At 72.1% G+C, this 25,505-nt stretch carries 23 protein-coding genes; 10 read left to right on the top strand and 13 right to left on the bottom strand.

Features of this window, described 5'->3' with window-relative positions:
• Positions 1-101 precede the first annotated feature (101 nt).
• Both IE295_RS24575 and IE295_RS24580 read left to right on the top strand, forming a co-directional pair.
• Complete coding sequence (locus tag IE295_RS24575; protein WP_190065918.1) at positions 102-2,192, top strand: glycoside hydrolase domain-containing protein; 2,091 nt, start codon at positions 102-104, stop codon at positions 2,190-2,192.
• Between the two features lie 54 nt (positions 2,193-2,246).
• Entirely contained in the window at positions 2,247-3,425 is a 1,179-nt protein-coding gene (locus tag IE295_RS24580; protein ID WP_190065919.1) for an FG-GAP-like repeat-containing protein, read from the top strand.
• A gap of 119 nt (positions 3,426-3,544) precedes the next feature.
• On the opposite strand, the gene IE295_RS24585 is transcribed toward IE295_RS24580, so the two are convergent.
• Positions 3,545-4,099 (bottom strand): superoxide dismutase family protein, encoded by a 555-nt coding sequence (locus IE295_RS24585; RefSeq protein WP_190065920.1) that lies wholly within the window; start codon positions 4,097-4,099, stop codon positions 3,545-3,547.
• 257 nt (positions 4,100-4,356) lie between these two features.
• On the opposite strand from IE295_RS24585, the gene IE295_RS24590 reads away from it, so the two are divergent.
• The 3 genes from IE295_RS24590 to IE295_RS24600 all read left to right on the top strand — a co-directional run bounded on the left by IE295_RS24590 (position 4,357) and on the right by IE295_RS24600 (position 8,368).
• Entirely contained in the window at positions 4,357-5,838 is a 1,482-nt protein-coding gene (locus IE295_RS24590; protein WP_190065921.1) for an alkaline phosphatase D family protein, read from the top strand.
• Between the two features lie 162 nt (positions 5,839-6,000).
• On the top strand, positions 6,001-7,329 hold the full coding sequence (locus IE295_RS24595) for a multidrug effflux MFS transporter (protein ID WP_190065922.1): 1,329 nt from the start codon (positions 6,001-6,003) through the stop codon (positions 7,327-7,329).
• 10 nt (positions 7,330-7,339) lie between these two features.
• Complete coding sequence (locus IE295_RS24600) at positions 7,340-8,368, top strand: small ribosomal subunit Rsm22 family protein (RefSeq protein ID WP_190065923.1); 1,029 nt, start codon at positions 7,340-7,342, stop codon at positions 8,366-8,368.
• A gap of 51 nt (positions 8,369-8,419) precedes the next feature.
• On the opposite strand, the gene ddaH is transcribed toward IE295_RS24600, so the two are convergent.
• Both ddaH and IE295_RS24610 read right to left on the bottom strand, forming a co-directional pair.
• Positions 8,420-9,298, bottom strand: a complete 879-nt coding sequence (ddaH, locus tag IE295_RS24605; RefSeq protein ID WP_372478783.1) for a dimethylargininase — start codon at positions 9,296-9,298, stop codon at positions 8,420-8,422.
• 92 nt (positions 9,299-9,390) lie between these two features.
• On the bottom strand, positions 9,391-9,573 hold the full coding sequence (locus IE295_RS24610) for a DUF6243 family protein (protein WP_190065924.1): 183 nt from the start codon (positions 9,571-9,573) through the stop codon (positions 9,391-9,393).
• Positions 9,574-9,703: 130 nt separating this feature from the next.
• Here IE295_RS24610 and IE295_RS24615 point away from each other — a divergent pair, with 130 nt between their 5' ends.
• Both IE295_RS24615 and IE295_RS24620 read left to right on the top strand, forming a co-directional pair.
• Complete coding sequence (locus IE295_RS24615; protein ID WP_190065925.1) at positions 9,704-10,300, top strand: TetR/AcrR family transcriptional regulator; 597 nt, start codon at positions 9,704-9,706, stop codon at positions 10,298-10,300.
• Positions 10,301-10,463: 163 nt separating this feature from the next.
• Positions 10,464-11,195: a bifunctional DNA primase/polymerase gene (locus tag IE295_RS24620; RefSeq protein ID WP_190065926.1), complete on the top strand. Its 732-nt coding sequence runs from the start codon at positions 10,464-10,466 to the stop codon at positions 11,193-11,195.
• A 33-nt stretch (positions 11,196-11,228) separates the two neighbouring features.
• Here the strand turns inward: IE295_RS24620 and IE295_RS24625 are convergent, their stop codons facing one another.
• The 7 genes from IE295_RS24625 to IE295_RS24655 all read right to left on the bottom strand — a co-directional run bounded on the left by IE295_RS24625 (position 11,229) and on the right by IE295_RS24655 (position 18,692).
• Complete coding sequence (locus IE295_RS24625; RefSeq protein ID WP_190066015.1) at positions 11,229-12,173, bottom strand: SCO2278 family lipoprotein; 945 nt, start codon at positions 12,171-12,173, stop codon at positions 11,229-11,231.
• Positions 12,097-13,077 (bottom strand): iron uptake transporter permease EfeU, encoded by a 981-nt coding sequence (gene efeU / locus IE295_RS24630; RefSeq protein ID WP_190065927.1) that lies wholly within the window; start codon positions 13,075-13,077, stop codon positions 12,097-12,099. The genes IE295_RS24625 and efeU overlap by 77 nt, the downstream gene beginning before the upstream one ends.
• A 28-nt stretch (positions 13,078-13,105) precedes the next feature.
• Positions 13,106-14,416, bottom strand: coding sequence for an iron uptake transporter deferrochelatase/peroxidase subunit (gene efeB, locus IE295_RS24635; RefSeq protein WP_190065928.1), 1,311 nt, complete (start codon positions 14,414-14,416; stop codon positions 13,106-13,108).
• Between the two features lie 17 nt (positions 14,417-14,433).
• Positions 14,434-15,567, bottom strand: a complete 1,134-nt coding sequence (gene efeO / locus IE295_RS24640; protein WP_190065929.1) for an iron uptake system protein EfeO — start codon at positions 15,565-15,567, stop codon at positions 14,434-14,436.
• Positions 15,568-15,690: 123 nt separating this feature from the next.
• On the bottom strand, positions 15,691-16,545 hold the full coding sequence (locus IE295_RS24645; RefSeq protein ID WP_190065930.1) for a heme ABC transporter ATP-binding protein: 855 nt from the start codon (positions 16,543-16,545) through the stop codon (positions 15,691-15,693).
• Positions 16,536-17,675 (bottom strand): FecCD family ABC transporter permease, encoded by a 1,140-nt coding sequence (locus IE295_RS24650; protein ID WP_190065931.1) that lies wholly within the window; start codon positions 17,673-17,675, stop codon positions 16,536-16,538. The genes IE295_RS24645 and IE295_RS24650 overlap by 10 nt, the downstream gene beginning before the upstream one ends.
• Positions 17,676-18,692 (bottom strand): heme/hemin ABC transporter substrate-binding protein, encoded by a 1,017-nt coding sequence (locus IE295_RS24655; protein ID WP_190066016.1) that lies wholly within the window; start codon positions 18,690-18,692, stop codon positions 17,676-17,678.
• A gap of 113 nt (positions 18,693-18,805) precedes the next feature.
• On the opposite strand from IE295_RS24655, the gene IE295_RS24660 reads away from it, so the two are divergent.
• Positions 18,806-20,221 carry an HtaA domain-containing protein gene (locus tag IE295_RS24660; RefSeq protein WP_190065932.1) on the top strand — a complete coding sequence of 472 codons (1,416 nt, stop codon included), beginning with the start codon at positions 18,806-18,808 and terminating at the stop codon, positions 20,219-20,221.
• A gap of 133 nt (positions 20,222-20,354) precedes the next feature.
• Entirely contained in the window at positions 20,355-22,046 is a 1,692-nt protein-coding gene (locus IE295_RS24665) for an HtaA domain-containing protein (protein WP_190065933.1), read from the top strand.
• Between the two features lie 89 nt (positions 22,047-22,135).
• Here the strand turns inward: IE295_RS24665 and IE295_RS24670 are convergent, their stop codons facing one another.
• Positions 22,136-22,798 carry a biliverdin-producing heme oxygenase gene (locus IE295_RS24670; protein WP_190065934.1) on the bottom strand — a complete coding sequence of 221 codons (663 nt, stop codon included), beginning with the start codon at positions 22,796-22,798 and terminating at the stop codon, positions 22,136-22,138.
• Positions 22,799-22,942: 144 nt separating this feature from the next.
• Positions 22,943-23,800 (bottom strand): type I methionyl aminopeptidase, encoded by an 858-nt coding sequence (gene map / locus IE295_RS24675; RefSeq protein ID WP_190065935.1) that lies wholly within the window; start codon positions 23,798-23,800, stop codon positions 22,943-22,945.
• A gap of 66 nt (positions 23,801-23,866) precedes the next feature.
• Here map and IE295_RS24680 point away from each other — a divergent pair, with 66 nt between their 5' ends.
• Entirely contained in the window at positions 23,867-24,097 is a 231-nt protein-coding gene (locus tag IE295_RS24680; RefSeq protein ID WP_190065936.1) for a hypothetical protein, read from the top strand.
• A gap of 72 nt (positions 24,098-24,169) precedes the next feature.
• On the opposite strand, the gene IE295_RS24685 is transcribed toward IE295_RS24680, so the two are convergent.
• Positions 24,170-25,504, bottom strand: a complete 1,335-nt coding sequence (locus IE295_RS24685) for an MFS transporter (RefSeq protein WP_224322877.1) — start codon at positions 25,502-25,504, stop codon at positions 24,170-24,172.
• Position 25,505 lies beyond the last annotated feature (1 nt).

Here is a 25,505-nt window from a genome sequence, read left to right on the forward strand (position 1 = left end):
GCCCACCCCGCCCCACCCTCCTCCCCGTAGTCCGCGGCCCGTACAGCCGCTTCGTTCCCAGCCGCCCCCTTGCGTCGGCTGCCGCTGCTCCGAGAGAGATCATGAGTTCCCAGCACCAGCACACGCGCCGCCTGGCCACGCTCGTAGCGGCCGCCGCGATCGTCGCCACCCCGCTGCAGATCGCCGGCACGGCCTCCGCCGCCACCGGCGGCCCGGCCGCCGGTCAGTCCTCCACCACCCCGGTCACGTACCAGGGGTTGAAGCTGCAGATCCCGAGCGACTGGAAGGTCGTCGACCTGGACAAGCAGCCGGACACCTGCGTCCGCCTCGACCAGCACACCCTCTACCTCGGTCACCCCGGCGCGGACCAGAAGTGCCCGGCGCACCGCGTCGCGCCGAAGACGGATTCCCTGGTCGTCGAGCCGGTCTCGGGTGCCGCGCCCCGCGCGGACATCCCCACCGTGAAGGTCGCGGCGGGCACGTCCGTACCGGACACGCTGCCTTCGGTCGAGAGCAGGGAGGTCCGGGTCGCGTTCGAGGGGGCGGGGCTCTACGCGACCGCTGCCTACGGCGGGACCACGGCCGCCGTCCAGAAGATCCTCGCGACGGCGACGCACGACGGCTCCGGCGCCCAGGCCAAGGGCAAGCGGCAGGCCCCCGCGCCCCGGCTCGCCGCGCCCCGCGCCCTCGCGTCGCCCTCCGGCGTCACGCCCAGCACGGGCTACACGGGCAAGGCGTTCGACACCTGCACTGCCCCGTCCACCTCCACGATGGAGGCCTGGGCTGCCGACTCCCCCTACCGCGGCCTCGGCGTGTACATCGGTGGGGCCGAGCAGGGCTGCAGGCAGCCCAACCTCACGCCCGACTGGGTGTCGGCGCAGACCCGGGCCGGCTGGCACCTGATGCCGATCTACGTGGGTGTCCAGGCCGAGCGGATCGACGCCGGACGCGCCGCCGAGCTGGGCCGGAAGGCCGCCGACGACGCCGCCAACAACGCCACGTCCCTCGGCTTCGGCCCCGGCACGGTCCTGTACTTCGACATGGAGCAGTACGCCCCCGGCTACCGCGGCACGGTCCTCACCTTCCTCTCCGGCTGGACCGAGCGCGTGAAGCAGCTCGGCTTCCGCTCGGGCGTCTACAGCTCCGCCTCCAGCGGCATCAACGACCTCGTCTCGGTCCACGACTCCGGCTCGTACCGCCGCCCCGACGTCCTGTGGACGGCCAACTGGAACGAGAAGGCCAACACCGACGACCCCTATATCCCGTCCGGCTACTGGGCCGACCGCCAGCGCATCCACCAGTACTCCGGCAACGTCTACGAGACGCATGCCGGCATCAAGATGCTCATCGACCGCAACTACGTCGACGTGGCCCCGGCAGCCCCGACCGATCCCGGTATGACGAGCCTGACGGCCGGTGACTTCGACGGTGACGGGAAGAAGGATCTGGTGGCGGTGGAGGTGTCCACCGGGAAGCTGTTCAGCTACGCGGGTCAGGGCAATGGCCGTCTCGGTGACCGTGTGGAGATCGGTCGTGGTGGTTGGAACGGTCTGAAGGACCTGGTCGCGGCCGACTTCAACAAGGACGGCAAGGACGACCTCGTCGCCACCGAGATCAACACCGGCAAGCTGGTCCTCTACCCCGGTACGGGTACCGGCTCCGGTCTGGGCCGTCTCGGTGACCGTGTGGAGATCGGGCGTGGCGGCTGGAACGGTCTGAAGGACCTGTTCGCGGGTGACTTCAACGGTGACGGCAAGAAGGACGTCGGTGCCACCGAGATCAGCACTGGCAAGCTCGTCCTTTACCCCGGTACGGGCAAGAGCGACGGCCTGGGTGCGCTGGGCGATCGCGTGGAGATCGGTGACGGTGGCTGGAACGGCATGAACAAGCTGGTCAGCCCCGGTGACCTCGACAAGGACGGCAAGGACGACCTGATCGCGACCGAGATCGGCACCGGCAAGCTGTTCCTCTACTCCGGCAGCGGCAACGGTGTGAAGAGCCGCGTCGAGATCGGCCGTGGCGGCTGGAACGGCATGTCCGACATCGCGGGCGCCGACTTCAACGGCGACGGCATCGGTGACATCGCCGCCGTCGAATCGGCCCCGGGTGAGGAAGGAAAGCTCTACTTCTACCCCGGCAACGGCAACGGCGGCTTCGGCGACCGCGTCGAAATCGGCAACGGCGGCTGGTAATCCAGCATTTCCCCTCTCCCCGCTCTTCGCTTTCTCTCAACGAATAGGTTTCTCATGCCCGCCTCCGCCCGCATACGCAAGGGCCTGCTCGTCGCCGCCGTCGCCCCGGTCGCTGTTCTCTCAATCTTCAACTGCGGTTCCGCCCAAGCCGCTTCGGTCGCCACCTGGGACAAGGTCGCGCACTGCGAAAGCACCGACGACTGGCACATCAACACCGGAAACGGCTACTTCGGCGGGCTGCAGATCCTGCAGTCCACCTGGGAGGGCTACGGCGGCAAGGCGTACGCCCCGCGTGCCGACCTGGCCACCAAGGAGCAGCAGATCCGCATCGCGGAGAAGATCCTGGCCGGTCAGGGCGCGGGGGCCTGGGGCACCTGCGGCGCGAGCGCCGGTCTCGCGTACGACCACGCCGACCCCTTCCCGGACAAGCCGGCGGAGCCCGTCGATGCGGGCATGACGAGCCTGACGGCCGGCGACTTCAACGGCGACGGCAAGAAGGACCTGGTGGCGGTGGAGGTGTCCACCGGGAAGCTGTTCAGCTACGCGGGTCAGGGCAATGGCCGTCTCGGTGACCGTGTGGAGATCGGTCGTGGTGGTTGGAACGGTCTGAAGGACCTGACCTCGGCCGACTTCGACAAGGACGGCAAGGACGACCTGGTCGCCACCGAGACCGGCACCGGCAAGCTCTTCCTGTACAAGGGCAACGGGCACGGCCTGGGCGATCGCGTCGAGATCGGGCGGGGCGGCTGGAACGGCCTCAAGGACCTGTTCGCGGGTGACTTCAACGGTGACGGCAAGAAGGACGTCGGTGCCACCGAGATCAGCACCGGCAAGCTCGTCCTCTACCCCGGCACGGGCACGAGCGACGGCCTGCGCGCGCTGGGCGACCGCGTCGAGATCGGTGACGGCGGCTGGAACGGCATGAACAAGCTGGTCAGCCCCGGTGACCTCGACAAGGACGGCAAGGACGACCTGATCGCCAACGAGATCGGCACCGGCAAGCTGTTCCTCTACTCCGGCAGCGGCAACGGCGTGAAGAGCCGCGTCGAGATCGGCCGTGGCGGCTGGAACGGCATCTCCGACATCGCCGGTGCCGACTTCAACGGCGACGGCATCGGCGACATGGCCGCCGTGGAGTCCGAGCCCGGCTCCGAAGGAAAGCTCTACTTCTACCCCGGCACCGGCACCGGCCGCTTCGGCGACCGCGTCGAGATCGGCAACGGCGGCTGGTAGCCACCGGCCCGAACAGATCCTGCGCCCGAACAGATCCTGCACGCACTGCCCGGCGGTCGGTCCACCGGGCAGTGCGCGTCTGTGATGCCGCGCCCGCCTCAGGGCTCAGGGCGCGGGGCTCAGGTGAAGGGAACGTTCACGCAGGCGAGCCGGGCTCCGGCCGTTCCGGCGTGGCCGGGGTCGGTGGCGGTGGCGTGGTCGTGGATGACCACGGAACGCGCCTCACCGGGGCGGAAGCGCCACTCCACGGTCGACGAGGAATGGGCGTCGCCGTGAGCGTCGGTGGTGAAGTCGAGCCACACCTCGTTGCGGGGGTTGGCGTACTTGGGGTCGGTCGAGGGCTGCTGGGGGTCCTTGACGTTCTGGTAGTGCGGCCCCGACGCCTCGGGCGTGCTGCCGCACGGCTGCGTGTGCACGTGCGCGCCGAACGTGCGGTTCGCCTGGATGCCGGTCAGGCGCAGCTCGATGCGGGTCCGGTCGTCGCCGGGGTGCGATATGACCGTGACCCGACTACCGCTCGGTACGGCCTTGGCGTCGAAGGTCACCGCCTGATGCGCGGCACCTCCGGCGGCCCGGAACTGGCCGCCCACGAAGACGTCGGGATCGGCCGCCGCGCCCGTCAGAGGCGATGCGACGGCCATCGCGGCGGCGAGCACTGACATGAGAACGGCCATACTCCACCTCTTTCGGCGTGACTGCCCCGTCCCGGGCTCCCGCTGCCCCCCGACCCACGGTAACGAGCCCCCCGTACCCCCGCGCGGCGAACGAGGGGGAGCGCCGCGGCGTACCGGGGAGTACCCGGCGCGCCCGGCGGACGTCGTCCGCGGGAACGTCACGCCCCGCATCCGGCCCCGCCCCACCCTGACGCGGCGTCAAATATTCAGCACCACGGGCCTTCACAGTCACCCCCGTCCCGCGCAGTCTGAAAGACATGACCCCCCTCACCGAAAATCCGTTCACCCTCGGCGTGGCCTCCGGCGACTGCCTGCCCGACTCCGTCGTCCTGTGGACCAGGCTCGCTCCCCGGCCCTACGAGCCGGGCAACGGCCTGCCCGCCGAGGGCGCCGTCGACGTCCAGTGGGAACTGGCCGACGACGCGTCGTTCCGGCACCTGCGGCAGAGCGGCACCGTTCCCGCGCCCGCCGCCGACAACCACACCGTGCACCTCGAGTTACGCGGCCTGGACCCCGGCGGCGTCTACTGGTACCGGTTCCGGGCCGGCAGATGGATCAGCCCCGTGGGCCGTACCCGTACCGCTCCCGCCCCGGACGCCGTGCCCGACCGGGTCGCCTTCGGGGTGGTGTCCTGCCAGCAGTACGACGAGGGCTACTACACCGCCCTGGCCCACCTCGCCGAGGAGGACCTCGACGCCGTCTTCTTCGTCGGGGACTACATCTACGAGAACGCCATCAACGCCCAGGCCGGCGCGCGCGAGTACACCGACAACCGGCTCCCGGAGTTCTTCGACCACTGGACCTGGAACCTGACCGACTACCGGCTGCGGTACGCGCTCGGCAAGTCCGACCCCGACCTGCAGGCCGCGCACGCCGCGCACCCCTGGTTCGTCACCTGGGACGACCACGAGGTGGAGAACAACTACGCGGGGCTGGTCTCCCAGAACAACGACCCCGTCGACGCCTTCCGCGCCCGGCGCGCCGCCGCCTACCAGGCCTACTGGGAGAACATGCCGCTGCGCGAGGCGCAGCGGCCCACCGGGCCCGACATGCCCCTCTACCGCCGCTTCCACTACGGGCGGCTGGCGCAGTTCGACATCCTCGACACCCGGCAGTACCGCTCCGACCAGGCGTACGGCGACGGCTGGAAGTACCCGGGCCCCGAGTCCGAGGACCCCGCCCGCACGATCACGGGGGACGCGCAGGAGCGCTGGCTCCTCGACGGCCTGCGCGACTCGACCGCCCGCTGGAACGTCATCGTCCAGCAGGTCGCCTTCAGCCGGCGCAAGAACACCACCGCCGCCCGCTCCCGGCTGTCCATGGACGCCTGGGACGGCTACCCCGCCTCCCGCGAGCGCGTGCTGGCCGGCGTCGAGCGGGCGGGCGTGGAGAATCTGGCCGTCCTCTCCGGCGACGTCCACGTCCACTACGCCATGGACGTCAAACGGGACTTCGACGACCCCGGCTCCCGCACGATGGGCGTCGAGGTGGTCGGAACGTCCGTCTCCAGCGGGTTCGACGGCGAGGAGCGCCCGGACGACTGGAACCTGATGCTGGCGGCCAATCCGCACATGAAGTACTACGACGCCCGCCGCGGGTACGCGGTCGTCACCCTCGACCGGTGCCGGCTGCAGGCCGACTTCCGCACGATGAGCGGGGTGGTGACCCCCGGCGGGGACATCTCGACCGCCGCCCGGTTCGTCTCCGAGGCCGGGGCGCCGGGTTTCAGCCCGGCGTAGCGGGGGGGGCGGGCGAACGCGCGTGCGCGGCACGGGCCGTACGGAGGCCGCGGCACGGGTCGTACGTAGCGCAGATCACCAGATGTAAGGGCCGGGGACCGGGCACGCTCATGACACCATGGAAGTATCTTGAAAGTTACAGAATCTTCCCTGGAGCCCTCTATGTCCGACCCCGGCCGCTCCCAGGCGGCAGGCGGCCGGAGTGCCGGCCGTCCCGCCGCCTCCGCGGCCGCCCGCCGCACCGGCCTGCTCGTCACCTTCATCCTCGGCGGGCTCACCGCCGTCCCGCCGCTGTCCATGGACATGTACCTCCCGGCCCTGCCGGAGGTCACCGACGCCCTCCGCTCGCCCGCCGCGACCGTCCAGCTCACCCTGACCGCCTGCCTCATGGGCATGGCGCTGGGCCAGCTCGTCGTCGGCCCGATGAGCGACAAGTGGGGACGCCGGCGCCCCCTCCTGGCCGGCATGGTGATCTACGTCGTGGCCACCGCCGCCTGCGCCCTGGCGCCCGGCGCCGGGCTGCTGATCGCCTTCCGCCTGGTCCAGGGGCTGGCCGGCGCGGCCGGCATCGTCATCGCCCGCGCGATCGTCCGCGACCTCTACGACGGCGTGGCCATGGCCCGCTTCTTCTCCACCCTCATGCTGATATCCGGCGTCGCCCCCGTCGCGGCGCCGCTGATCGGCGGGCAGATCCTGCGCCTGACCGACTGGCGGGGCGTCTTCGTCGTCCTGACCGTCATCGGCCTCCTCCTCACCCTCCTCGTCTGGCGCCGGCTGGACGAGACGCTGCCGCCGGCCCGCCGGCAGGCCGGCGGGCTCGGCGAGGCGCTGCGCGCCATGCGGAGCCTGCTCGCCGACCGCGTCTTCACCGGCTACATGCTCGCGGGCGGCTTCGCCTTCGCCGCGCTCTTCGCCTACATCTCCGCCTCGCCCTTCGTCGTCCAGGACATCTACGGGGCCTCGCCGCAGACCTTCAGCCTGCTCTTCGGCGCCAACTCCGTGGGGCTCGTCGCCGTCGGCCAGATCAACGGCAAGCTGCTGGTCGGCCGGGTCAGCATGGACAAGGTCCTGGCGGTGGGGCTGGGCGTCATCGTCCTCGCGGCGGCGGCCCTGCTCGTGATGGCCTCCGGGGTGTTCGGCCGGGTGGGGCTCGCGCCCGTCGCCGCCGGGCTCTTCGTGCTGATGTCCGCGATGGGCCTGGCCATGCCCAACACCAACGCCCAGGCCCTGATGCGCTCCGGCAACGCCGCCGGCTCCGCGTCCGCCCTGCTGGGGACGTCCACCTTCCTGCTCGGGGCCGTCGCGTCCCCGCTCGTCGGGATCGCGGGCGAGCACACGGCGGTGCCCATGGCGGGCGTCCAGCTCGCCTGCGCGCTGGCGGCCCTCGCCTGCTTCGCAGCCCTGTGCCGGCCCTGGCGGAGCCGGCCGGAGGAGGCGGAGGGGACAGCAACAGAAACCACAGAAACAACAGCAGACACGTCAGCCGCCTAAACTTGCAGGAATGCACGCCCCCGCACACCAGCCGACCGGCGAGGCCCGGCTCACCGGTGAGACCCTGCGCACCGCCCTCGCCGGCCTCCTCGACGGGCTGCCGCCCCGGCAGGCCGCCCAGGCCGTCGAGCGGCTGATCGCCAACTACCGGGGGCGCACCCCCACCCACACGCCGATCCTGCGCGACCGTTCCGACGTCGTCGCCTACGCGGCGTACCGGATGCCCGCGACCTTCGAGGCCGTACGCTCCGCGCTGGAGGCGTTCCGCGACCGCATGCCGGAGTGCACGCCCGCCTCCCACGTGGACGTCGGCGGCGGCACGGGCGCGGCCACCTGGGCGGTGGCGGCCGCCTGGCCGGAGGACGGGCACCGCACCACGGTCCTGGACTGGGCCGAGCCGGCCCTGTCGCTGGGCGCGGAGATCGCGCGCGAGGCCCCGTCCGAGGCGCTGCGCACGGCCGAGTGGCGGCGGCAGACCATCGGGGACAAGCTCGTCATACCCGAGGCCGACCTGGTCACCGTCTCCTACGTGCTGGGTGAGCTGACCGAGGACGGCCGCCGGGCGGTGACCGACGAGGCGGCCCGCGCCGGGCGCGCCGTGGTCGTCGTCGAGCCGGGCACCCCGGACGGATACCTGCGGATCATCGAGGCCCGCGACCGGCTGATCGCCGCCGGCTTCCGCGTCGTCGCGCCCTGCCCGCACAGCGCCGCGTGCCCCATAGAGGCGGGCACGGACTGGTGCCACTTCTCGGCGCGGGTGAGCCGTTCCTCGCTGCACCGGCAGGTCAAGGGCGGTTCGCTGGCGTACGAGGACGAGAAGTTCTCGTACGTGGCGGCGGTACGGGACGCCGGGGTCCCCGAGGCCCCCTCGCGGATCGTGCGCAGGCCGCAGATCCGCAAGGGGCAGGTGCTGCTGGAGCTGTGCACGCCGGCGGAGGGCCTGGCCCGCGAGACGGTGACCAAGCGGCACGGCTCCCTCTACCGGGCGGCGCGCGACGCCGACTGGGGCGACGAGTGGCCGCCGCCCGAGGGGGCGTAGCGGTCGTGGCCCGGCGGCCGGGGCGGGGCCCCGGCCGGGGCGCGCGATCGGTCAGCTCCTGAGCTCCTGCGTGCAGCACTTCACGCTGCCGCCGCCCTTGAGCAACTCACCGAGGTCCATGCCGACCGGCTCGAACCCTCTCTCGCGCAGCGGCCCGAAGAGGCCCACCGCGGCCTGCGGCAGCAGGACGTGGCGCCCGTCGGAGACGGCGTTGAGGCCGAGGGCGGCCGCGTCCTCCTCGGTGGCGATCAGCGCGTCGGGGAAGAGCCGCTCGAGCACGGCCCGGCTGCCGGGCGAGAACGCGCCGGGGTAGTACATGAGCTCGTCGGCGGAGTCGTCGAGGACGCACAGCGCCGTGTCCAGGTGGTAGTAGCGCGGGTCGACCAGGTCGAGGCCGATGACCGGGCGGCCGAAGAACTCCTGCGCCTCGGGGTGCGAGAGCGGGCTGCTGCGGAAGCCGCGCCCGGCCAGCAGCCAGGTGGCGGTGACGGCGAAGTCCCCCTCGCCCTCGTTGATGTGGCCCGGCTCGCGCACGTCCGCGTAGCCGTGCGAACGGAACCACTCCAGGTGCACCCCCGCCTCGGCCCAGCGCTCGGGGTGGGCGAAGCGGGCGCCGAGCACCCGGCCGTCGACCACGGTGGCGCCGTTGGCGGCGTAGACCATGTCGGGCAGGTCGGGGCGCGGGGTCAGCTCCTCCACGGTGTGGCCGAGGGAGCGGTAGCGGTCGCGGAGGTCCTCCCACTGCGCGAGGGCGAGCGGCAGGTCGACCGGCTTGCCCGGGTCCATCCAGGGGTTGATCGAGTATGTGACCCGGAAGTACGTGGGCGGGCACATCAGGTAGCGCCGAGGGGTGGATGCACGCGGGGCTGTACGCAAGTCGCGCTCCTCACGGTGGTGTTGGGCACGTACGTCGCTGTCGTACGTGCCCAAATCGTCCACGCTGGGCGACCTTCGCGCATGAACCGTACGGGTGGTTTATCGGCCACCTCGTGACGTAGTCCCGGCGGTGCCCCGGACGGGCCCTACGCACCGCCGCGGCCGGCGCGCCCCTCCCGCAGCGAGCGCAGCAGCTCCCGCTTGGCCGCGTTGGGGTCGGTGCCGCCGCCGGCCCCGCGCCCGCCGCGGCCGCCGCGCAGCGCCGCGCGGGAGAGGTTGCTGCGGGTGCCGCCGACTCCGAGCATGCCGCCCGCGTTTCCCTTGCTCATGGGGTTCTCCCTTCGCTCCATCTCGAGACGCTCCGTCTCGCGATGTCCTCCACTCTGAACGAGACGTATCGTCTTGTCAAGGGAATAGAGACGATACGTTTCGCCTCAATTGCTCGCTACACTGCGCCGCATGGCCACTACCAAGACCCCCGACGCCAACCGCCGCAGCGAGCGCTCCCGCCGCGCGATCTTCGACGCCGCCCTGGAGCTGGTCGGCGAGGTGGGCTACGACAAGCTCACGATCGAGGGGATCGCCTCCCGCGCGGGCGTCGGCAAGCAGACGATCTACCGCTGGTGGCCCTCCAAGGCCGCCGTCCTCCTCGACGCGTTCACCGCGGACGCGGGGGACGAGCCGGGCTGGGAGCTGCCCGACACCGGCGACCTGGCCGCCGACCTCAAGTTCGTCCTGCGCGCCACCGTCGACGAGTTCAACGACCCCAAGTTCGAGGCCCCCTACCGGGCGCTCGCGGTCGCCGGGGCCAATGACCCCGAGCTGTCCGAACAGTTCGTGAACCGGCTGCAGGACACCGGCGTCCAGGCCTACGTCGAGCGGCTGCGGCGCGCCCAGGAGGCCGGCGCGATCGCCGAGCACGTCGACCTGCGGATCGCCGCCGAGATGATCCTCAGCCCCTTCTCCCAGCGCTGGCTCATGCGTACGGCCCCGCTCACCTACGACTTCGTCGACACCCTCGTCGACCTGGTGCTGGGCGGCATCAGCCGGCGCTGAAGCCCCCTCGAGCTCCGCGGACGCCGCGCCGGGGGCCGCGCACGGCTCCCGCGCGAGCCGCCGGCGCGTCCGGTCTCACACCCCCCGGGTACGTTCGGCGGTCACACCAGGAGCAGGATGGTGGCAGCATTGACCGGAGACCGCGGTCGAAGTGAGGGGATAGATGGAACGCAAGAGCAGGTTCTCCCAATGGCTGCGCCGCCCCAGGAGCGGAGCGGGCGGCGATACGGGTACGGGGGCGGCCACCGGAGCCGCCCGCGAGGAGCTGCTCCTGGCCGCGGCCGCCGCCGGATTCCCCCTGGCGCCCGCCGCGCACCCGTCCGGCTACGGCTGTTCCTGTGAGCGCATCGGCTGTCCCACTCCCGGGCGCCATCCCGTCTCGTTCGCCTGGCAGACCCTCGCCACCACCGACGCCGACAAGGTCACCAAATGGCTGCGCGCCCAGCCGGAGGCCAACTTCGTCACCGCCACCGGCATCGCGCACGACGTCCTCGACGTCCCCGACCGGGCCGGCCGGCAGGCGCTGGACCGGCTGACGGCGGCGGGCATCGAGGTGGGCCCGGTCGCCGTGGTCGCCCAGGACGAGCGGATGCTGTTCTTCACCGCCACCCGCGGCACCCCGGACGACGAGGACGAGTGGTGGCCCTGCGAGCTGGACTGCCATCCGGAGACCATGGACGAGCATCCGGGCCTGCGCTGGCACTGCCGCGGCAGCTATGTGCTGATGCCGCCCTCCCTGCTGCCCGGTGACGAACCGGTGGTCTGGCTGCACGGCGCCGAACGCCCGCTGCCGGACCCGCTGACCCTGCTGGAGGCGCTCACCGACGCCTGCGCCCAGTACGCGGGAGAGCGCCAGGACCACGAGCCGGCCCACCCCTGGCCGATCGGCCGCTGAGGAAGCGGGCGGCCGGGGCAGGACGCCGGGACGTCACTCGCCCTTGACGGCGATCAGCGACTCGATCCGGTTGACGAAGACGGTGCGGGCGCCGCCGGGCGCGCCGGGAGTCTCCTTCGCCGGCACCTTCACCGCCGACTCCGAGACCCGCGTGTACGTCACCGCCTGCTTGAGGTCGCCCTTGAGCAGCGCCTTCGTGCGCGGCTCGGTGACCGACGGACGCACGCCCTTGACCATCGTGCGCTTCTCCCGGTGGTGCGCGGTGAAGAACACCATGGCCCCGCCGCCGACGGTCCGCAGGGCCAGCGGGGGGAATTCCGGGGCCTTGTCCGGGGTGTCGATGTACTCGGTCCAGAACGTGGGGGTCCGCGCCAGCTTGGCGCGCTCCTCGCGCAGCTGCGCGGGCGGCCCTCCGGGAAGGAACGGCCCGCTGTTGCCCGTCCGCAGGAACTCGGTGTACGCGCGGCTCAGCGCGCCGGGCGCCACCGCCGTCCCGCTCTCGCCGCTCGCCGGCACGGCCTCGGCGTACCCGTCCTCGTCGGTCGTGAACTCCGGCACCTTCCCCGGGGCCAGCAGCGTCAGGTACGCGGCCTTCCAGGGCGCCCGGGCGGCGTCGCGGGTGAAGACCACCAGCCACCGGTTGCGGTCGCGGTTGCTGAGGGTGTCGGCCACGAAGAACTTCGGCCAGCCGGCCGACTTCGGGATGGTGAAGCGGGCGTCCCGCAGCGCCAGCGCGGGATACCCCGGATTGCCGCCGGGAGTGACGGCACGCTGGGCGGCCAGGTCCGCCTTGGCTATCTCCGCCAGCGCGCCGCCCTCGACCCGGTCCACCAGGGCCGGGTCGAGCTTGCGGTACGCCTCGTTGTAGCCGTCCGTGAACTTCCTGAGGACCTCGGCGGCCTCAGCCCTGCTGCTCACCGACGGGATGACCGCCCGTTCGCCGTGCACCGTCACGCAGCCCGTCGCCGTCGCCAGCATCGGCAGCGTCAGAGCCGCCGCCGTGAACACTCGGCGTGGCCGTGGCGACCGGCGTCTCATCGCGCTTCGACTCCTCGGTGGCTGCTCGGGACGGCGCCACCCTACCCGCCCGGCCCGGGGCGAAGAACACCACCAGGGTCGGGACCAGGTACAGCCCCCACGCGGCGACCTGAAGCCACGTCGGGTCGGGCTGGAAGTTGAAGACGCCCTTGAGCAGCGTGCCGTACCAGCTGTCGGCCGGGATCTGCTCGCTGACGTCGAAGGCCCTGTCCGCCAGGCCCGGCAGGATGCGGGCCTCCTGCAGGTCGTGGAAGCCGTAGGCGAGCACGCCCGCCGCGACCACGATCAGCATGGCGCCGGTCCAGGTGAAGAACTTCGCCAGGTTGATCCTCAGCGCGCCCCGGTAGAACAGCCAGCCCAGCAGCACGGCCGTCAGCAGGCCCAGCATCGCGCCGACCAGCGGCCGGACGCCGTCGTCGGTGGCGTCGGCGGCGGCCCAGATGAACAGCGCGGTCTCCAGGCCCTCCCGGCCGACCGCCAGGAAGGCCGTGACGACCAGCGCGCCCGTACCCATGGCCAGCGCCGCGTCCAGCTTGCCGTGCAGCTCCTTCTTCAGGTGCCGCGCGGTGCGCCGCATCCAGAAGACCATCCACGTCACCAGCCCGACCGCGATGATCGACAGCGAGCCGCCGAGCAGCTCCTGCGCCTCGAACGTCAGGGTCTGCGAGCCGAACGTCAGCAGCGCGCCGAAGCCCATGCTGATCAGCACGGCCGCGCCGATGCCGGTCCACACCGGCGGCAGTGCGTCCTTGCGCCCGGTCTTGACCAGGTACGCGACCAGGATGCAGACGACGAGGCTGGCCTCGAGGCCCTCACGCAGGCCGATCAGGTAGTTGCCGAACACGCGGCCTCTCCTTCCGTGCGGGGACCGTTCACGCGAACAGGCCCTTGCCCCACCAGTCGCCGTCGCCCTCGATGCCCGGCGGCACCGCGAAGATCGCCGAGCCCACGTGCTGGATGTACTCGTTCAGCGCGTCGTTGGCGGCGAGGTTCTTCTGCAGCGGCACGAAGGCGTCCCGCACGTCGCGCTGGTACGCGATGAAGAACAGTCCCGCCTCCAGCCGGCCCAGCTTGTCCGTGCCGTCGGTGAAGGAGTAGCCGCGACGCAGGATGGTGGCGCCGTTGTTGCTGTCCGGGTGGGCCAGACGCACGTGCGAGTCCGGCTTCATCAGCTTGAGGTTGGGCTCGTCGCGCTCGCGCTGCTTGCCCACCGGGGCACCCTGGGCCTTGTCGCGGCCGAAGATGTCCTCCTGCTCGCCCAGCGAGGTGCGGTCCCAGGTCTCGATGTGCATCCGGATGCGGCGGGCCACGAGGTAGGAGCCGCCGGCCATCCAGGCCGGGCCGTCCTTCTCGCTCACCCACACGTGCTTGTCCAGGGCGGCGGTGTCGGTGCCCGAGACGTTCCGGGTGCCGTCCTTGAAGCCCATCATGTTGCGCGGGGTCTGCGCGTCCGGCGTCGTCGAGGACGTCTTGCCGAAGCCGAGCTGCGACCAGCGGATGGCGACCTTGCCCATGCCGATGCGGGCGAGGTTGCGGATCGCGTGCACCGCGACCTGCGGGTCGTCGGCGCAGGCCTGCACGCACAGGTCGCCGCCGCTGCGGGCCGCGTCCAGGTTGTCGCCGGGGAAGACGGGCAGGTCGATCAGGGCCTGCGGGCGACGGGACTTGACCCCGAAGCGGTCCTTGCCGTCCTTCTCGAACAGGCCGGGGCCCACGCCGAAGGTCAGCGTCAGCCGGGAGGGCTTGAGGCCGAGCGCCTCGCCGGTGTCGTCCGGCGGCAGCTCCGCCTGCCCGCCGTACGCGCCGTCGCCGATCTCGTGACCGGCCGTCATCCGTTCGGCGGCGGCCGTCCACTCCTTCAGCACCTTGATCAGCGCCTCGCGGTCGGACGTGGTGACGTCGAACGCCGCGAAGTGCAGCCGGTCCTGGACGGGCGTGGCGATGCCGGCCTGGTGGGCGCCGCGGAACTGGATCGCGTCGCCGGCCGAGGCGACCGGGTGGGCGTCGCCGCCGGTGCGCAGCGCGACGGCGGTGCCGCCCGCGGCGGCGGCACCGAGCGCGAGCCCGGCGCCGCCCCAGCCGAGCACGGAGCGGCGGGAGGGGGCGGCCTTGGCCGCCGTGTCCTTCGCCGCCTCGTCGTCAGCCGTGGCGCCGGCCGTGGTGCGTGGTGTCTCGTCAGCCATGGGAGCTCCCCCCGCCCTTACTTCGCGACCGCGCCGGCGAGCTTGGACAGCGGCTCGGCCAGGGCGTTGACGGCGTCGGAGAGCTTCTTGCGGTCGTCCTTGCCGACGCTGTCGTACGCCTTGAAGGTGTCGCCGTCGCGGTGGTCGTCCAGCAGCTTCTTCAGCTCGCCGAACTGCTTGTCCAGTTCCTTGGTGAGGTCCGAGTCGTTCTTGGAGGCGACCGGCTTCAGCAGCTCGTACGCCTTCTCGGCGCCCTCGACGTTGGCCTGGAAGTCGACCAGGTCGGTGTGGCTGTAGCGCTCCTCCTCACCGGTCACCTTGCCGGTTGCCACCTCGTCGAGCAGCTCCTTGGCGCCGTTGGCCATGCTGGTCGGGGTGATCTCGGCGGTGCCGACGACCTTCTGCCAGCCCTTGAGGTCCGTCATCAGCTGCTCGGCCAGCTTCTTGTCGTCCTCGGTGATCTTCTTGTCCTCCCAGAGGGACTTCTCCAGCTTGTGCCAGCCGGTCCACTTCTGGCCCTTCTCCAGGCCGTCCTCGCGGACGTCCACCTTCGGGTCGATGTCACCGAAGGACTCGGCCACGGGCTCGGTGCGCTCCCAGCCGATGCGCGAGACGGCGTACTGCTTCTTCGCCTCGTCCACGTCGCCGGCCTTGACGGCGTCGGCGAACTTCTGCGCCGCCGGGATCGTCTCGTCGGCCTGCTGCTGGACGTACTTGCGGTACTCGGCGACCGCCTTGTCCAGCGCGGGGTCGCTCTTCTCCTGCTTGCCGCCGCCGGTGGCGGTGACCTTCTGGCGGATGCCGTCGCCCTTCATTCCGGGCTTGCAGGCGATTTCGTACGCGCCGGCCTTCTTGATCGTCGCGACGATCTCCGCCTTGGTGCCGGGGCCTATGTTCTCCCGCTCGGCGACAATTCGGTCGCCCGCGGCGTAGACATACACCTCGGTGACCTTCGAGCCCTTGTTCTCGACATTGATCTTGATGTGACCCGTCGGGAAAGAGGTCGTGGAGACCTCGCACTTGTCGTCCGTGGCCTTGACCAGAATGGCGTCCGAGTCCTTCTTGTCCGACTTCTCGGCACAACCGGACACGGTGGTCAGGGCCGTGGCCACCGCGATGGCGGCGACGGCGGAGGAGCGGAGGACTCGCATAAGGGCTCCAGCTTGCTCGGAGAGCGGACGAGGGCGTGGCCTAAAACGATCGGTCGAATTAGGCCGCCCTAACTTATCTGAGCCTTGCCTACCCTGTTCCCCGTTCGGTGAGTGATTCTGCTCTCACGGAGCAAAATCTCGTCCCGCCCGTCTCGGGATCACCAATGGCTCTCCGCTGTGCGGATGATCAAATACATCGACGGGCTGTCCATAGACCCTTCCGAGCAATTCGGGCAGATAGACCTCGGCGGGCGGACCGTCCGCCACGACGCGCCCTTCGTGCAGAACGGCGACGCGATCGGCGTACGCCCCGGCCAGGCCCAGATCGTGCAGCACGACCACCACCGCGTCCCCGGCGGCGGCCCGTTCGCGGCACACGCGCAGGACGAGCTCCTGATGCCGCAGGTCCAGCGCGGCCGTCGGCTCGTCGAGCAGCAGCAGCGGGGCGCGCTGCGCGAGGACGCGGGCCAGCGCGACCCGGGCCCGCTCGCCGCCGGAGAGCGCGGCGAACGGACGGGAGGCGAATCCGGCCACCTCCGTGGCGGCCATCGCCGCCTCGACCGCCGCGTCGTCCTCGTCCTCGGCGGCCGTCCCCGCCCAGGGCGCGCGGCCCATCCGCACGACCTCCCCGGCGGTGAAGGGGAACGACAGCTCGGCCGACTGCGGCAGCACCGCCCGGCGCAGGGCCAGTTCGCCGGCGCTCCACGCATCGGCGGGCGCGCCGTCGATCCGCACCTCGCCCGAGGCGGCGGTCAGATCGCGGGCCAGCGCGGCCAGGAGCGTGGACTTCCCGGCGCCGTTCGGCCCGACGAGCGCCACGACCTCGCCTGCGGCGACGCTCAGGTCGACCCCGTCCAGCACGTTCCGGCCGCCGAGCCCCACCCGCAGGGCACGGGCCTCGGCCCGTACGGAGCCGAGGGGAGCGGGGGAGGGAAGACGCCGGGCCCGGCGAGCGAAGAACGAGCGCATCACGCCCATCCCCCTTGCCTGCGCCGCGTCCTGCGCAACAGCCAGAAGAAGAACGGGCTGCCGAAGAGGGCGGTCAGTACGCCCAGCGGGAGTTCCGCCGGCTGGGCGGCCGTGCGGGCCGCCAGGTCGGCGGCGACCAGGACGAGCGCGCCGCCCAGGGCGCTGCCCGGTACGAGGAAGCGGTGCCCCGGACCCGCCGCCATGCGCAGCAGGTGCGGCACCAACAGGCCCACGAACGTGATGATTCCGGCCACGGCCACCGCGGCCGCCGTCAGCAGGGCCACCACCAGCACCAGGACGAGCCGGAGCCGCTCGACGTCCACGCCCAGGTGGCGCGCCGGCCGTTCGCCGAGGGCCAGGAGGTCCAGCTTCCGGGCGTACCAGGGGGCGACGGCCAGCCCGGCCAGGGCGCACGGGAGCACCGCGAGCACCTTCGGCCAGGTGGCCTGCGCGAGCGAGCCCAGCTGCCAGAAGGTGATCTGCGTGATCTGCGCGTTGTCGGCGAGGAAGACGCACAGTCCGATGAGCGCGCCGGCGAAGGCGTTCACCGCGATGCCGGTGAGGATGAGCGTCACCACCTCCGTACGGCCGCCCGAGCGCGAGAGCGCGTAGACGAGCAGGACGGTCACCAGCCCGCCCGCGAACGCGCAGGCCGTCACGGTCCAGTTGCCGAGGAAGCCGAGCCCCAGCGCGATCGAGGCGACCGCGCCGACCGCCGCGCCCGACGAGACGCCGATGACGCCGGGCTCGGCCAGCGGGTTGCCGAACACCCCCTGCATCAGCGCCCCCGCGCACCCCAGGGACGCCCCGACCAGCAGCGCCAGCGCCAGGCGGGGCAGCCGTACGTTCCACAGCACGCTCTCGCCGACCCGGTCGAGCGCGGCGCCGCCGAGGCCGGCGCGGTGCAGGAGCGAGCCCAGCACGTCGCCGACGGGGATGTCGTACGCGCCGAGACCGGCGGACAGCAGGCAGAGGGCGCCGAGGGCGGCGGCCATGCCCAGGGCGAGGAGGACGCCGGTGCGGCGGCGTCCTGCCCTCGCGGGGCCGGCGCCGGCCGGGGACACGGCGGCGTCCTCGCGCCGGACGGCGGTGGCGGCGGTGGTGGTGGCGGGAGGAGCGGACTCCGGCGAAAGGCCCATTCAGCGGCCGCCCTTGTGGATCTGCTCGACGAGGGACTTCAGCACGGCGTCGGTGCGCGGCCCGAAGTTCAGCAGGACGCCGTCGTCGACGGAGGCGATGCGGCGGTCGAGGCCGGCCGGGGTCTGGCCGACGCCGGGAATCTTCAGCAGGCCGTCCACGCCGCCGACCGACTCCAGCCCCTTGCTCATCACGAGGATCACGTCCGGCGCGGCCTTGGCCAGTGCCTCGCTCGTGAGGGGGGTGAAGTCCTTCTTCAGGCCGGACTCCTTGCCCGCGTCCACGCCGCCCGCGGCCTCGACGAGCGAGTCGGCCCCCGAGCCCGCCCCGCCCATGAGGTAGACGGAGGCCGAGCCGCGCAGGTAGAGGAAGGCCACGCGCGGCTTCTTCCCGGCGCCGCCCGCGGGGATGCCCTTCTTCGCGGCGTCGAGGCGCTGTTCGGTGCGCTCGCGCAGCCGGTCCCCGGCAGTGGGGACGCCGAGCGCCGCGGCCACCTTCTCGATGCGGGTGCCGACGTCGGCCAGCTTCTTCGCCGGCTCGAGGACGACGAGCGGGATGCCGGCCGCCCGGATCTGGGCGACGGCCTCGGCGGGGCCGGTGGTGGTCTCGGCCAGGACGAGCGTGGGCTTCAGCGAGAGCACGCTCTCGGCCGAGACGTCGTGCGCGCGCGTGACGACCGGCAGTTCGCGTGCCTGCTCGAAGGTGGCGGTGATGTCGCGGGCGACGACCTTGCCGCCCAGACCGAGGCCGAAAACCACCTCGGACAGCGAGCCGGTGAGTGGGACGATGCGATCAGTGGCGGTGACGGTGACGTCATGGCCGTCGGCGGACCGCACGGTGACGGGGAGTCGTGACTCCGGCGTCCCGGACAGCGGTTCGACGCGGTCGGCCGCCGCCCGCTGTCCCTTCGCGGCGCCTTCCGGCGTGCCGGACGAGGTGCCGGACGTGCCGCAGCCGGTGAGGACGGCGGCCAGGGCCAGCAGGGCCACGAGGGCGCCGAACGGGCGTGGGAGGCCCATCGGCCCGCCCACCGACTGGCGTTGGGACACTTTCCCGCCTTTCCATAGCGAACGACTCCGGATGTAGCTTAGGTTAGCCTTACCTAAATTGCTATGTGTGAAAGGGGCCTTCCATGCCGCCGTCCAGACCTGCCCGCGCGCCCGTGGTCGCGCTGCTCGCGGCTGTGCTGGCGGCATGGGCGCCCGCGCCCGCCGCCCACGCGGCCGACGAGCGCGAGGTGTCGGGCGGGCGGCTGGACTGGGGCATCAAGTCCTCCTTCCAGAGCTACGTCACCGGGCCCGTCGCACACGGCGGCTGGACCCTGCGGGGCGGGGCGGCCACGGTCGGCGACAGCCGGTTCCGCTTCCACTCCGCCAAGGGCGTCTACCGGCCCGGCAGCGGCTCCTTCGAGGCGGGCTTCTCGGGCGGCGTGCGCTTCACCGGGCACCGCAAGCCCGACGGCTCCCACGAGCTCGACCTCACCGTCGACCGGCCCAGCGTCCGCCTCTCCGGCGGCAGCGGCACCCTCTACGCCGACGTGAGCAGCAAGGCCAAGGGCACGGGCGAGGTCACCACCGCCTCCCACGTCCCGTTCGCCTCGCTCGATCTGACGGGCATCGACCTGCGGGGCGGCGGCGCGTCCGTCACCCTCGCGAACGTCCCGGCCACCCTCACCGCGCAGGGCGCCAAGGCGTTCGCCGGCTACTACACCGAGGGCACCGCCCTGGACCGGGTGAGCCTGTCCGCCGACGTCGTGGCCGGTGCGCAGGCGTCACCGGGCGCGAGCCCCTCCGGCTCGCCGGGGGAGGGCTCGCCCGAGAAGAAGGGGAAGTCCAAGGGCGAGTTCACCGGTGCGGCCGTCGACTGGGGCGTGCGCCGGACCTTCCGGGAGTACGTCACGGGAGCCATCGCCCGGGGCTCCTGGAAGCTCGGCGACGGCGCCCAGGACGGCGGCGCGCTCTTCCGCTTCCCGGACGGCAAGGGCTCCTACGACGCCGCGTCCGGCACGCTCGACGCCGCCTTCGCGGGCACCCTGCGCTTCACCGGCAAGGACCTCGACCTGGCGCTCGGCCGGGTGGCGGTGGCGGCGAAGGACGGCAAGGGCACCCTCTCGGCGGACGTGACGAAGGGCGGCGGCACGGAGAAAGGCGTTCAGCTCGTCACCTTCGACGCCTCCGGCCTCAAGGAGAAGGACGGCCTCGCCGCCGTCGCCGAGGCCCCGGCGAAGCTCACGGCCGAGGGCGCCAAGGCGTTCGGCGGCCTGTACCAGGAGGGCGCGGAGATGGACCCCGTCTCCCTCGCCGTCCCCCTCGAGGCCTCGGCACGGCTGCCCGCCCTGCCGGACCTGGGCACCGCGCCCACGGCGGAGCCGAAGGCAGCCGCGGCCTCGCCGCCGGCCGCCGCGCGGGACGGGGAGCGGGCGGGCGCGCGGAGCGCCTCGTCCTCCTTTCCCGTGCTTCCGGTCGCCGTCGGCGCGGGAGCGCTGGTGGCGGCGGGTGCCGCGTATCTGGTGGTGACGCGGAAGCGGCGGACCTCGAACGGAACCTGACGCTCCGTCGGGTGTGGCGCACCACGCACCGGCCGCGGCCGCCCCGGACCTTCCCCGGCCTCCGGCTCCCTGATGTCATGGGGCCGCACGGCTTGATTCACGTATCTCATGTCCCTCTAGGAGAGAACAGACGATGACCGCCACCGCACGCCGCGCCGCACTCGCCGCGCTGGCCACGGCGACCGCTCTGGGTGCCACCGCGCTGACCGTGCCCGCGCACGCTGCGGGCGCCCCGGCGAAGGCCGAAGGGCAGAGGACCGACGGGAAGACGACCGACGGGAAGCAGGCCGAAGGTCAGAAGGCCGAAGGTCAGAAGGTCGAGGGGCAGCAGCCGCCGCAGATGGAGATCGCGGACGGCTCGCTGAGCTGGGGGGTGAAGGAGAGCTTCCGGAAGTACGTCGTCCGGTCCAAGGGCAAGATCGAGCTGGGCGACGACGCCCGGCAGGCAAAGAAGAACGGTGCCTTCACCTTCGCCGGGGGCAAGGGCACGTACGACCCCTCGACGCACGCGCTGACCACCACCTTCAAGGGCAGCGTGCGCTTCCTGGCGCACCCCGAGAAGGAGCACTACCAGCTCGACCTCAAGTTCTCCGACATCAAGGTCGTCACCGACGCCGCCGCCAAGGGACAGAAGGGCAGCATCACCGCCGACGTCACGCGCGGCGGCAAGACCGAGCAGGACGTCGTCATCGCCTCGCTGGACGTCAAGGCGGGCCGGATGAGCGGCGGGGCCGACGGCGCGGTCACCTACACGAAGATACCCGCGAAGCTCACCAAGGTCGGCGCGGAGGTGTTCGCGTCCAACGGCTCGTCCCCCTACGCCGAGGGCGACGCCATCGACCCGGCCACCCTCGCGGTGAAGGTGGCTCCCCCGAAGCCCAAGCCGGAGCCGGAGGAGCCCAAGGAGAAGCCGAAGCCCGAGCCCGAGGAGCCCAAGGAGAAGCCCGCCCCCGGCACCGTCCTCGACGGCAACCTCGACTGGGGCGTGAAGCAGTCCTTCCGCGCGTACATCGAGAAGCAGAAGGGCAAGATCGAGCTCGGCGACGGCGCCCAGCAGAAGAGCGCCGGCTTCCGCTTCCCCAAGGGCCACGGCAAGTTCGACGCCTCGAGCGGCTCGGTCGAGGCGGCGTTCAACGGAAGCGTCCGCTTCACGGCGCACTCCGGCAAGCTCGACCTGAAGCTCAGCGACATCAAGGTCAAGGCGACCGGTGCCGCCGGCATCCTGACCGCCGACGTCATCTCCAGCGGTACCGTCACGGAAGACGTGCCGCTGGCGGCCCTGAAGCTCACCGCGGGCTCGCTCAAGGCCAAGGACGGCGTCGTCGCGCTGGCCGGCGTCCCCGCGACGCTGACCGAGGAGGGCGCCAAGGCCTTCGCCGGCTACTACACCAAGGGCGAGACCCTCGACCCGGTGACGCTGGCCGTGGCGCTCGACGCGAACGCCAAGCTGCCCGAGGGCACCGAGTTCGAGAACTGCGAGGCCGCGTCGGCCGCGGGCAAGACGCCGCTGCGCAAGGGCGAGCCCGGCTACACGGCCAAGCTCGACACCGACGGCGACGGCGTCGCCTGCGAGGCGTCCGGTTCCGACACCGCCACCACCGGCGGCTCCACGACCGGCGGTTCGACCGGCGGTTCCACGACCGGTGGCTCGACCACCGGCGGTTCCACCACCGGCGGCACCGCCTCCACCACCGACACGGGTTCGCTCGCGCAGACCGGCTCGAGCACCCCGACCGGCCCGCTCCTCGGCGCGGCCGGCGCGATGCTGCTCGCGGGCAGCGGCGCCGTCTACGCCACGCGCCGCCGTCGCGACGCCCAGGGCTGATTCCTTCCGCCCCCACGAACACCCGCGCCCGCCGGTACGGTCACCGGCGGGCGCGGGCTTCTCCAGGTCGTGCGGAGCGGTCGGGCGGCTCAGGCGCTCAGCGGGAACTCCCGGCCCAGCGCCTGGAAGACGGCGGTGTTCAGCGCGAACGCCCGCCGGCACTCCTCGATCACGCGCTGCTTCTCCAGGTCGTCCACCGGCAGCGCGTCCAGCAGCTCGCGGTACTCGCGCTTGAAGGCGGCGGGGTTGCCGATGGCCTCGAAGACGTAGAAGCGCACGCCGTCGCCCTTGCGCTCGAAGCCCCAGGTCTTCTCGGCGGTGCCGCGGATGATCTGGCCGCCGGAGAGGTCGCCCAGGTAGCGGGTGTAGTGGTGGGCCACATAGCCGGCCGGCCAGTCGCGGGCGCACTCCTCGATGCGGGCCGCGTACGCCGCCGTGGCGGGCAGCGGCTCCAGGCCCCTACGCCACCCGGGGCCGCCCAGGTGGGCCAGGTCCCGCTCGAGCTGCGCGGCGCGGGCCAGCTCGGGCCGTATGAACGGACCGGCGACGGGGTCGGCGGACAGGGCCTCGGACCCGGCCTCCAGGGCCTGGTAGACGAACCAGAGCTGCTCGGTGTAGCGGCGGTAGGCGGCGAGCCCGAGCCGGCCACCGAGCATGTCGCTCATGAACGACGAGTTCTCGGCCTCCGTGTGCTGCTCGTGGGAGGCGGTGCGGATCAGCGTGGAGAACGGGGTCGGGGCGGGCGCGTCCAAGGAGGGCCTCCGGTGACCGAGGGGACGGGAAGGGACGGAGGGAACAGGCGGAAACGGATGCGCCGGGGCGCGCCGTCTCCACCCATCCTCTCCACTTAGGCTTACCTAAGTCAATCGCTTCCCGACATGCTGTCGGTAAAAACTCTACGGAAGCGTCAGGATCTCCGCACCCGTGTCCGTCACCACGAGCGTGTGCTCGAACTGGGCCGTGCGCTTGCGGTCCTTGGTGACGACCGTCCAGCCGTCCTCCCACATGTCGTACTCGTACGTCCCCAGCGTCAGCATCGGCTCGATCGTGAAGGTCATGCCGGGCTGGATGAGCGTGTCGTGGTGGGGGCTGTCGTAGTGGGGGACGATCAGGCCCGAGTGGAAGGACGAGTTGATGCCGTGGCCCGTGAAGTCACGCACGACGCCGTAGCCGAAGCGCTTGGCGTACGACTCGATGACCCGGCCGATGATGTTGACGCGGCGGCCGGGCTTGACCGCCTTGATGGCCCGCGCGAGCGCCTCGCGGGTCCGCTCGACGAGCAGGCGCGACTCCTCGTCGACGTCGCCGCAGAGGTAGGTGGCGTTGTTGTCGCCGTGCACGCCGCCGATGAAGGCCGTCACGTCGAGGTTCACGATGTCGCCGTCGCGCAGGACGGTGGAGTCCGGGATGCCGTGGCAGATGACCTCGTTGACCGACGCGCACAGCGACTTGGGGAAGCCGCGGTAGCCGAGCGTGGAGGGGTACGCGCCGTGGTCGCACATGTACTCGTGCGCGACCCGGTCCAGCTCGTCCGTGGTGACGCCCGGCGCGATGTGCTTGGCCGCCTCCTCCATCGCCCGCGCGGCGATGCCGCCGGCGATCCGCATCTTCTCGATCGTCTCGGCGCTCTGGACCTCGGGGCCGGTGTACGGGGTGGGCGCGTCCTTGCCCACGTACTCGGGCCGCGGGATCGAGGCGGGGACGGAACGGATGGGGGAGAGCGTCCCCGGGACAAGAAGCGACTGGCCAGACATGTCAGCGAGTGTAGCCAGGGCCCATCGGGGACCATGTGGGCGAGAGCACACACAGGAGGAGACCCGATGGCACTGTTCAAGCGGGGCACGGCCGGCAAGGCGGGCGAGTGGTACTACTGCCTCAAGCACGCCACGGTCGAGGAGGGGCCGGAGTGCCGCGCCGCCGACCGCATGGGCCCGTACGGGACGCGGGAGGAGGCGTCGCACGCGATGGAGCGGGCGCGCGAGCGGAACGAGGAGTGGCGCGAGGACCCGCGCTGGAAGGACGAGGCCGAGGGCGAGCCCAAGGGGGACTGAGGCTCGCCGTCGCGGCGGAGCGAGTGGCCCCGCCGCGACGGTGCCCGGCCTGCGGCCGGTGCCCGGACCGCCCTACGCCGCCTCGGTCACCGAGTCCTGCCCGGCGGCGGCCTTGCGCTCGCGCATCCGCACCGCGTGTTCGTCCGTCCGCTGGTCGTAGGACATCAGCTTCGGCAGCGACGCCGCCAGCAGCCCCACCGATGCCACGCAGGCCAGGCCGCCGGCCCACACCGAGGTGCGGACGTTGGTCAGCGCGGCCATGCCGCCCGCGCGGACCTGGCCCAGCTGCGGGCCCACGGAGTACGACAGCAGCTCGATGCCCGCCAGCCGGCCGCGCAGCTCGTCGGGGATCGTCTGGTCCCAGATGGCCGAGCGGAACAGGCCGCTCACCGTGTCGCAGGCGCCGGCCGCGGCCAGGAACAGCAGCACCAGCCAGATGTTGTGCATCCAGCCCGCCACCGCCATGGCCAGGCCCCAGCCCGCGGCCGCGTAGACCACCATCCGGCCGTGCCGGTTCACCCGCGAGACCCAGCCGCTGGTCAGGCTCACCCCCAGCGAGCCCACCGCGCCGGCCGCGTACATCAGGCCCAGCGCCCACCGCGCGTCCAGGTCGTCGGCGAGGAACGGGAAGATCGCGGTGGGGAAGGCGAAGAACATCGCCGCCATGTCGATCGCGTACGTGCCCAGCAGCTCCTTGCGGCTCCACGCGTAGCGGGCGCCCTCCAGGATGCCGCGCAGCGAGGGCTTGTCGGCGTCGTGCGAGGCGGGGGAGGGGGCGAGCCGGAGGGTGAGGAGCACGGAGACGGCGTACGAGGCCACGTCCAGGGCGTACGCGCAGCTCAGCCCCGAGAAGGCGATGATCACGCCCGCGGCCGAGGGGCCGGCGATGGCGCCGGCCTGCCAGCGCATCGAGTTCAGGGCGATGGCGGCGGGCAGCTGGTCGTGCGCGACGATCCTCGGCACGATCGCCTGCAGCGCCGGGCGCTGCAGGCCGGTCAGGGCGCTGACCAGCGCGGCCACCACGTACAGGGGCCAGATCATCGGGTGCGGCAGCAGGGTGTTGAGCAGCAGCATCGCGCTCAGGACGCCGAGCCCGGCCTCGGTCCACAGGATCAGCTTGCGGCGGTCCATGGCGTCGGCGAGCGCGCCGCCGTAGAGACCGAAGACGATCAGCGGGACGAGTTCGACCGCGCCGACCGCGCCCACCGCGAGGGCCGAGCCGGTGAGGTCCTTCAGCTGCAGCGGGACCGCGATGAAGGTCAGGAAGCTGCCGAAGACCGTCACCAGCCCCGCCAGCCACATGCGGCGGAAGTCGGCCGACGCGTGCCAGGGGGTCAGGTCGGGCAGCAGGGCGCGCAGCCGGCCGGTGGAAGGGGGACTGGGGGGAGGGGGATGGTGCTCGGTCACG

Origin of the sequence: Streptomyces griseocarneus (assembly GCF_014655595.1) — a bacterium.
Classification (GTDB): domain Bacteria; phylum Actinomycetota; class Actinomycetes; order Streptomycetales; family Streptomycetaceae; genus Streptomyces; species Streptomyces griseocarneus.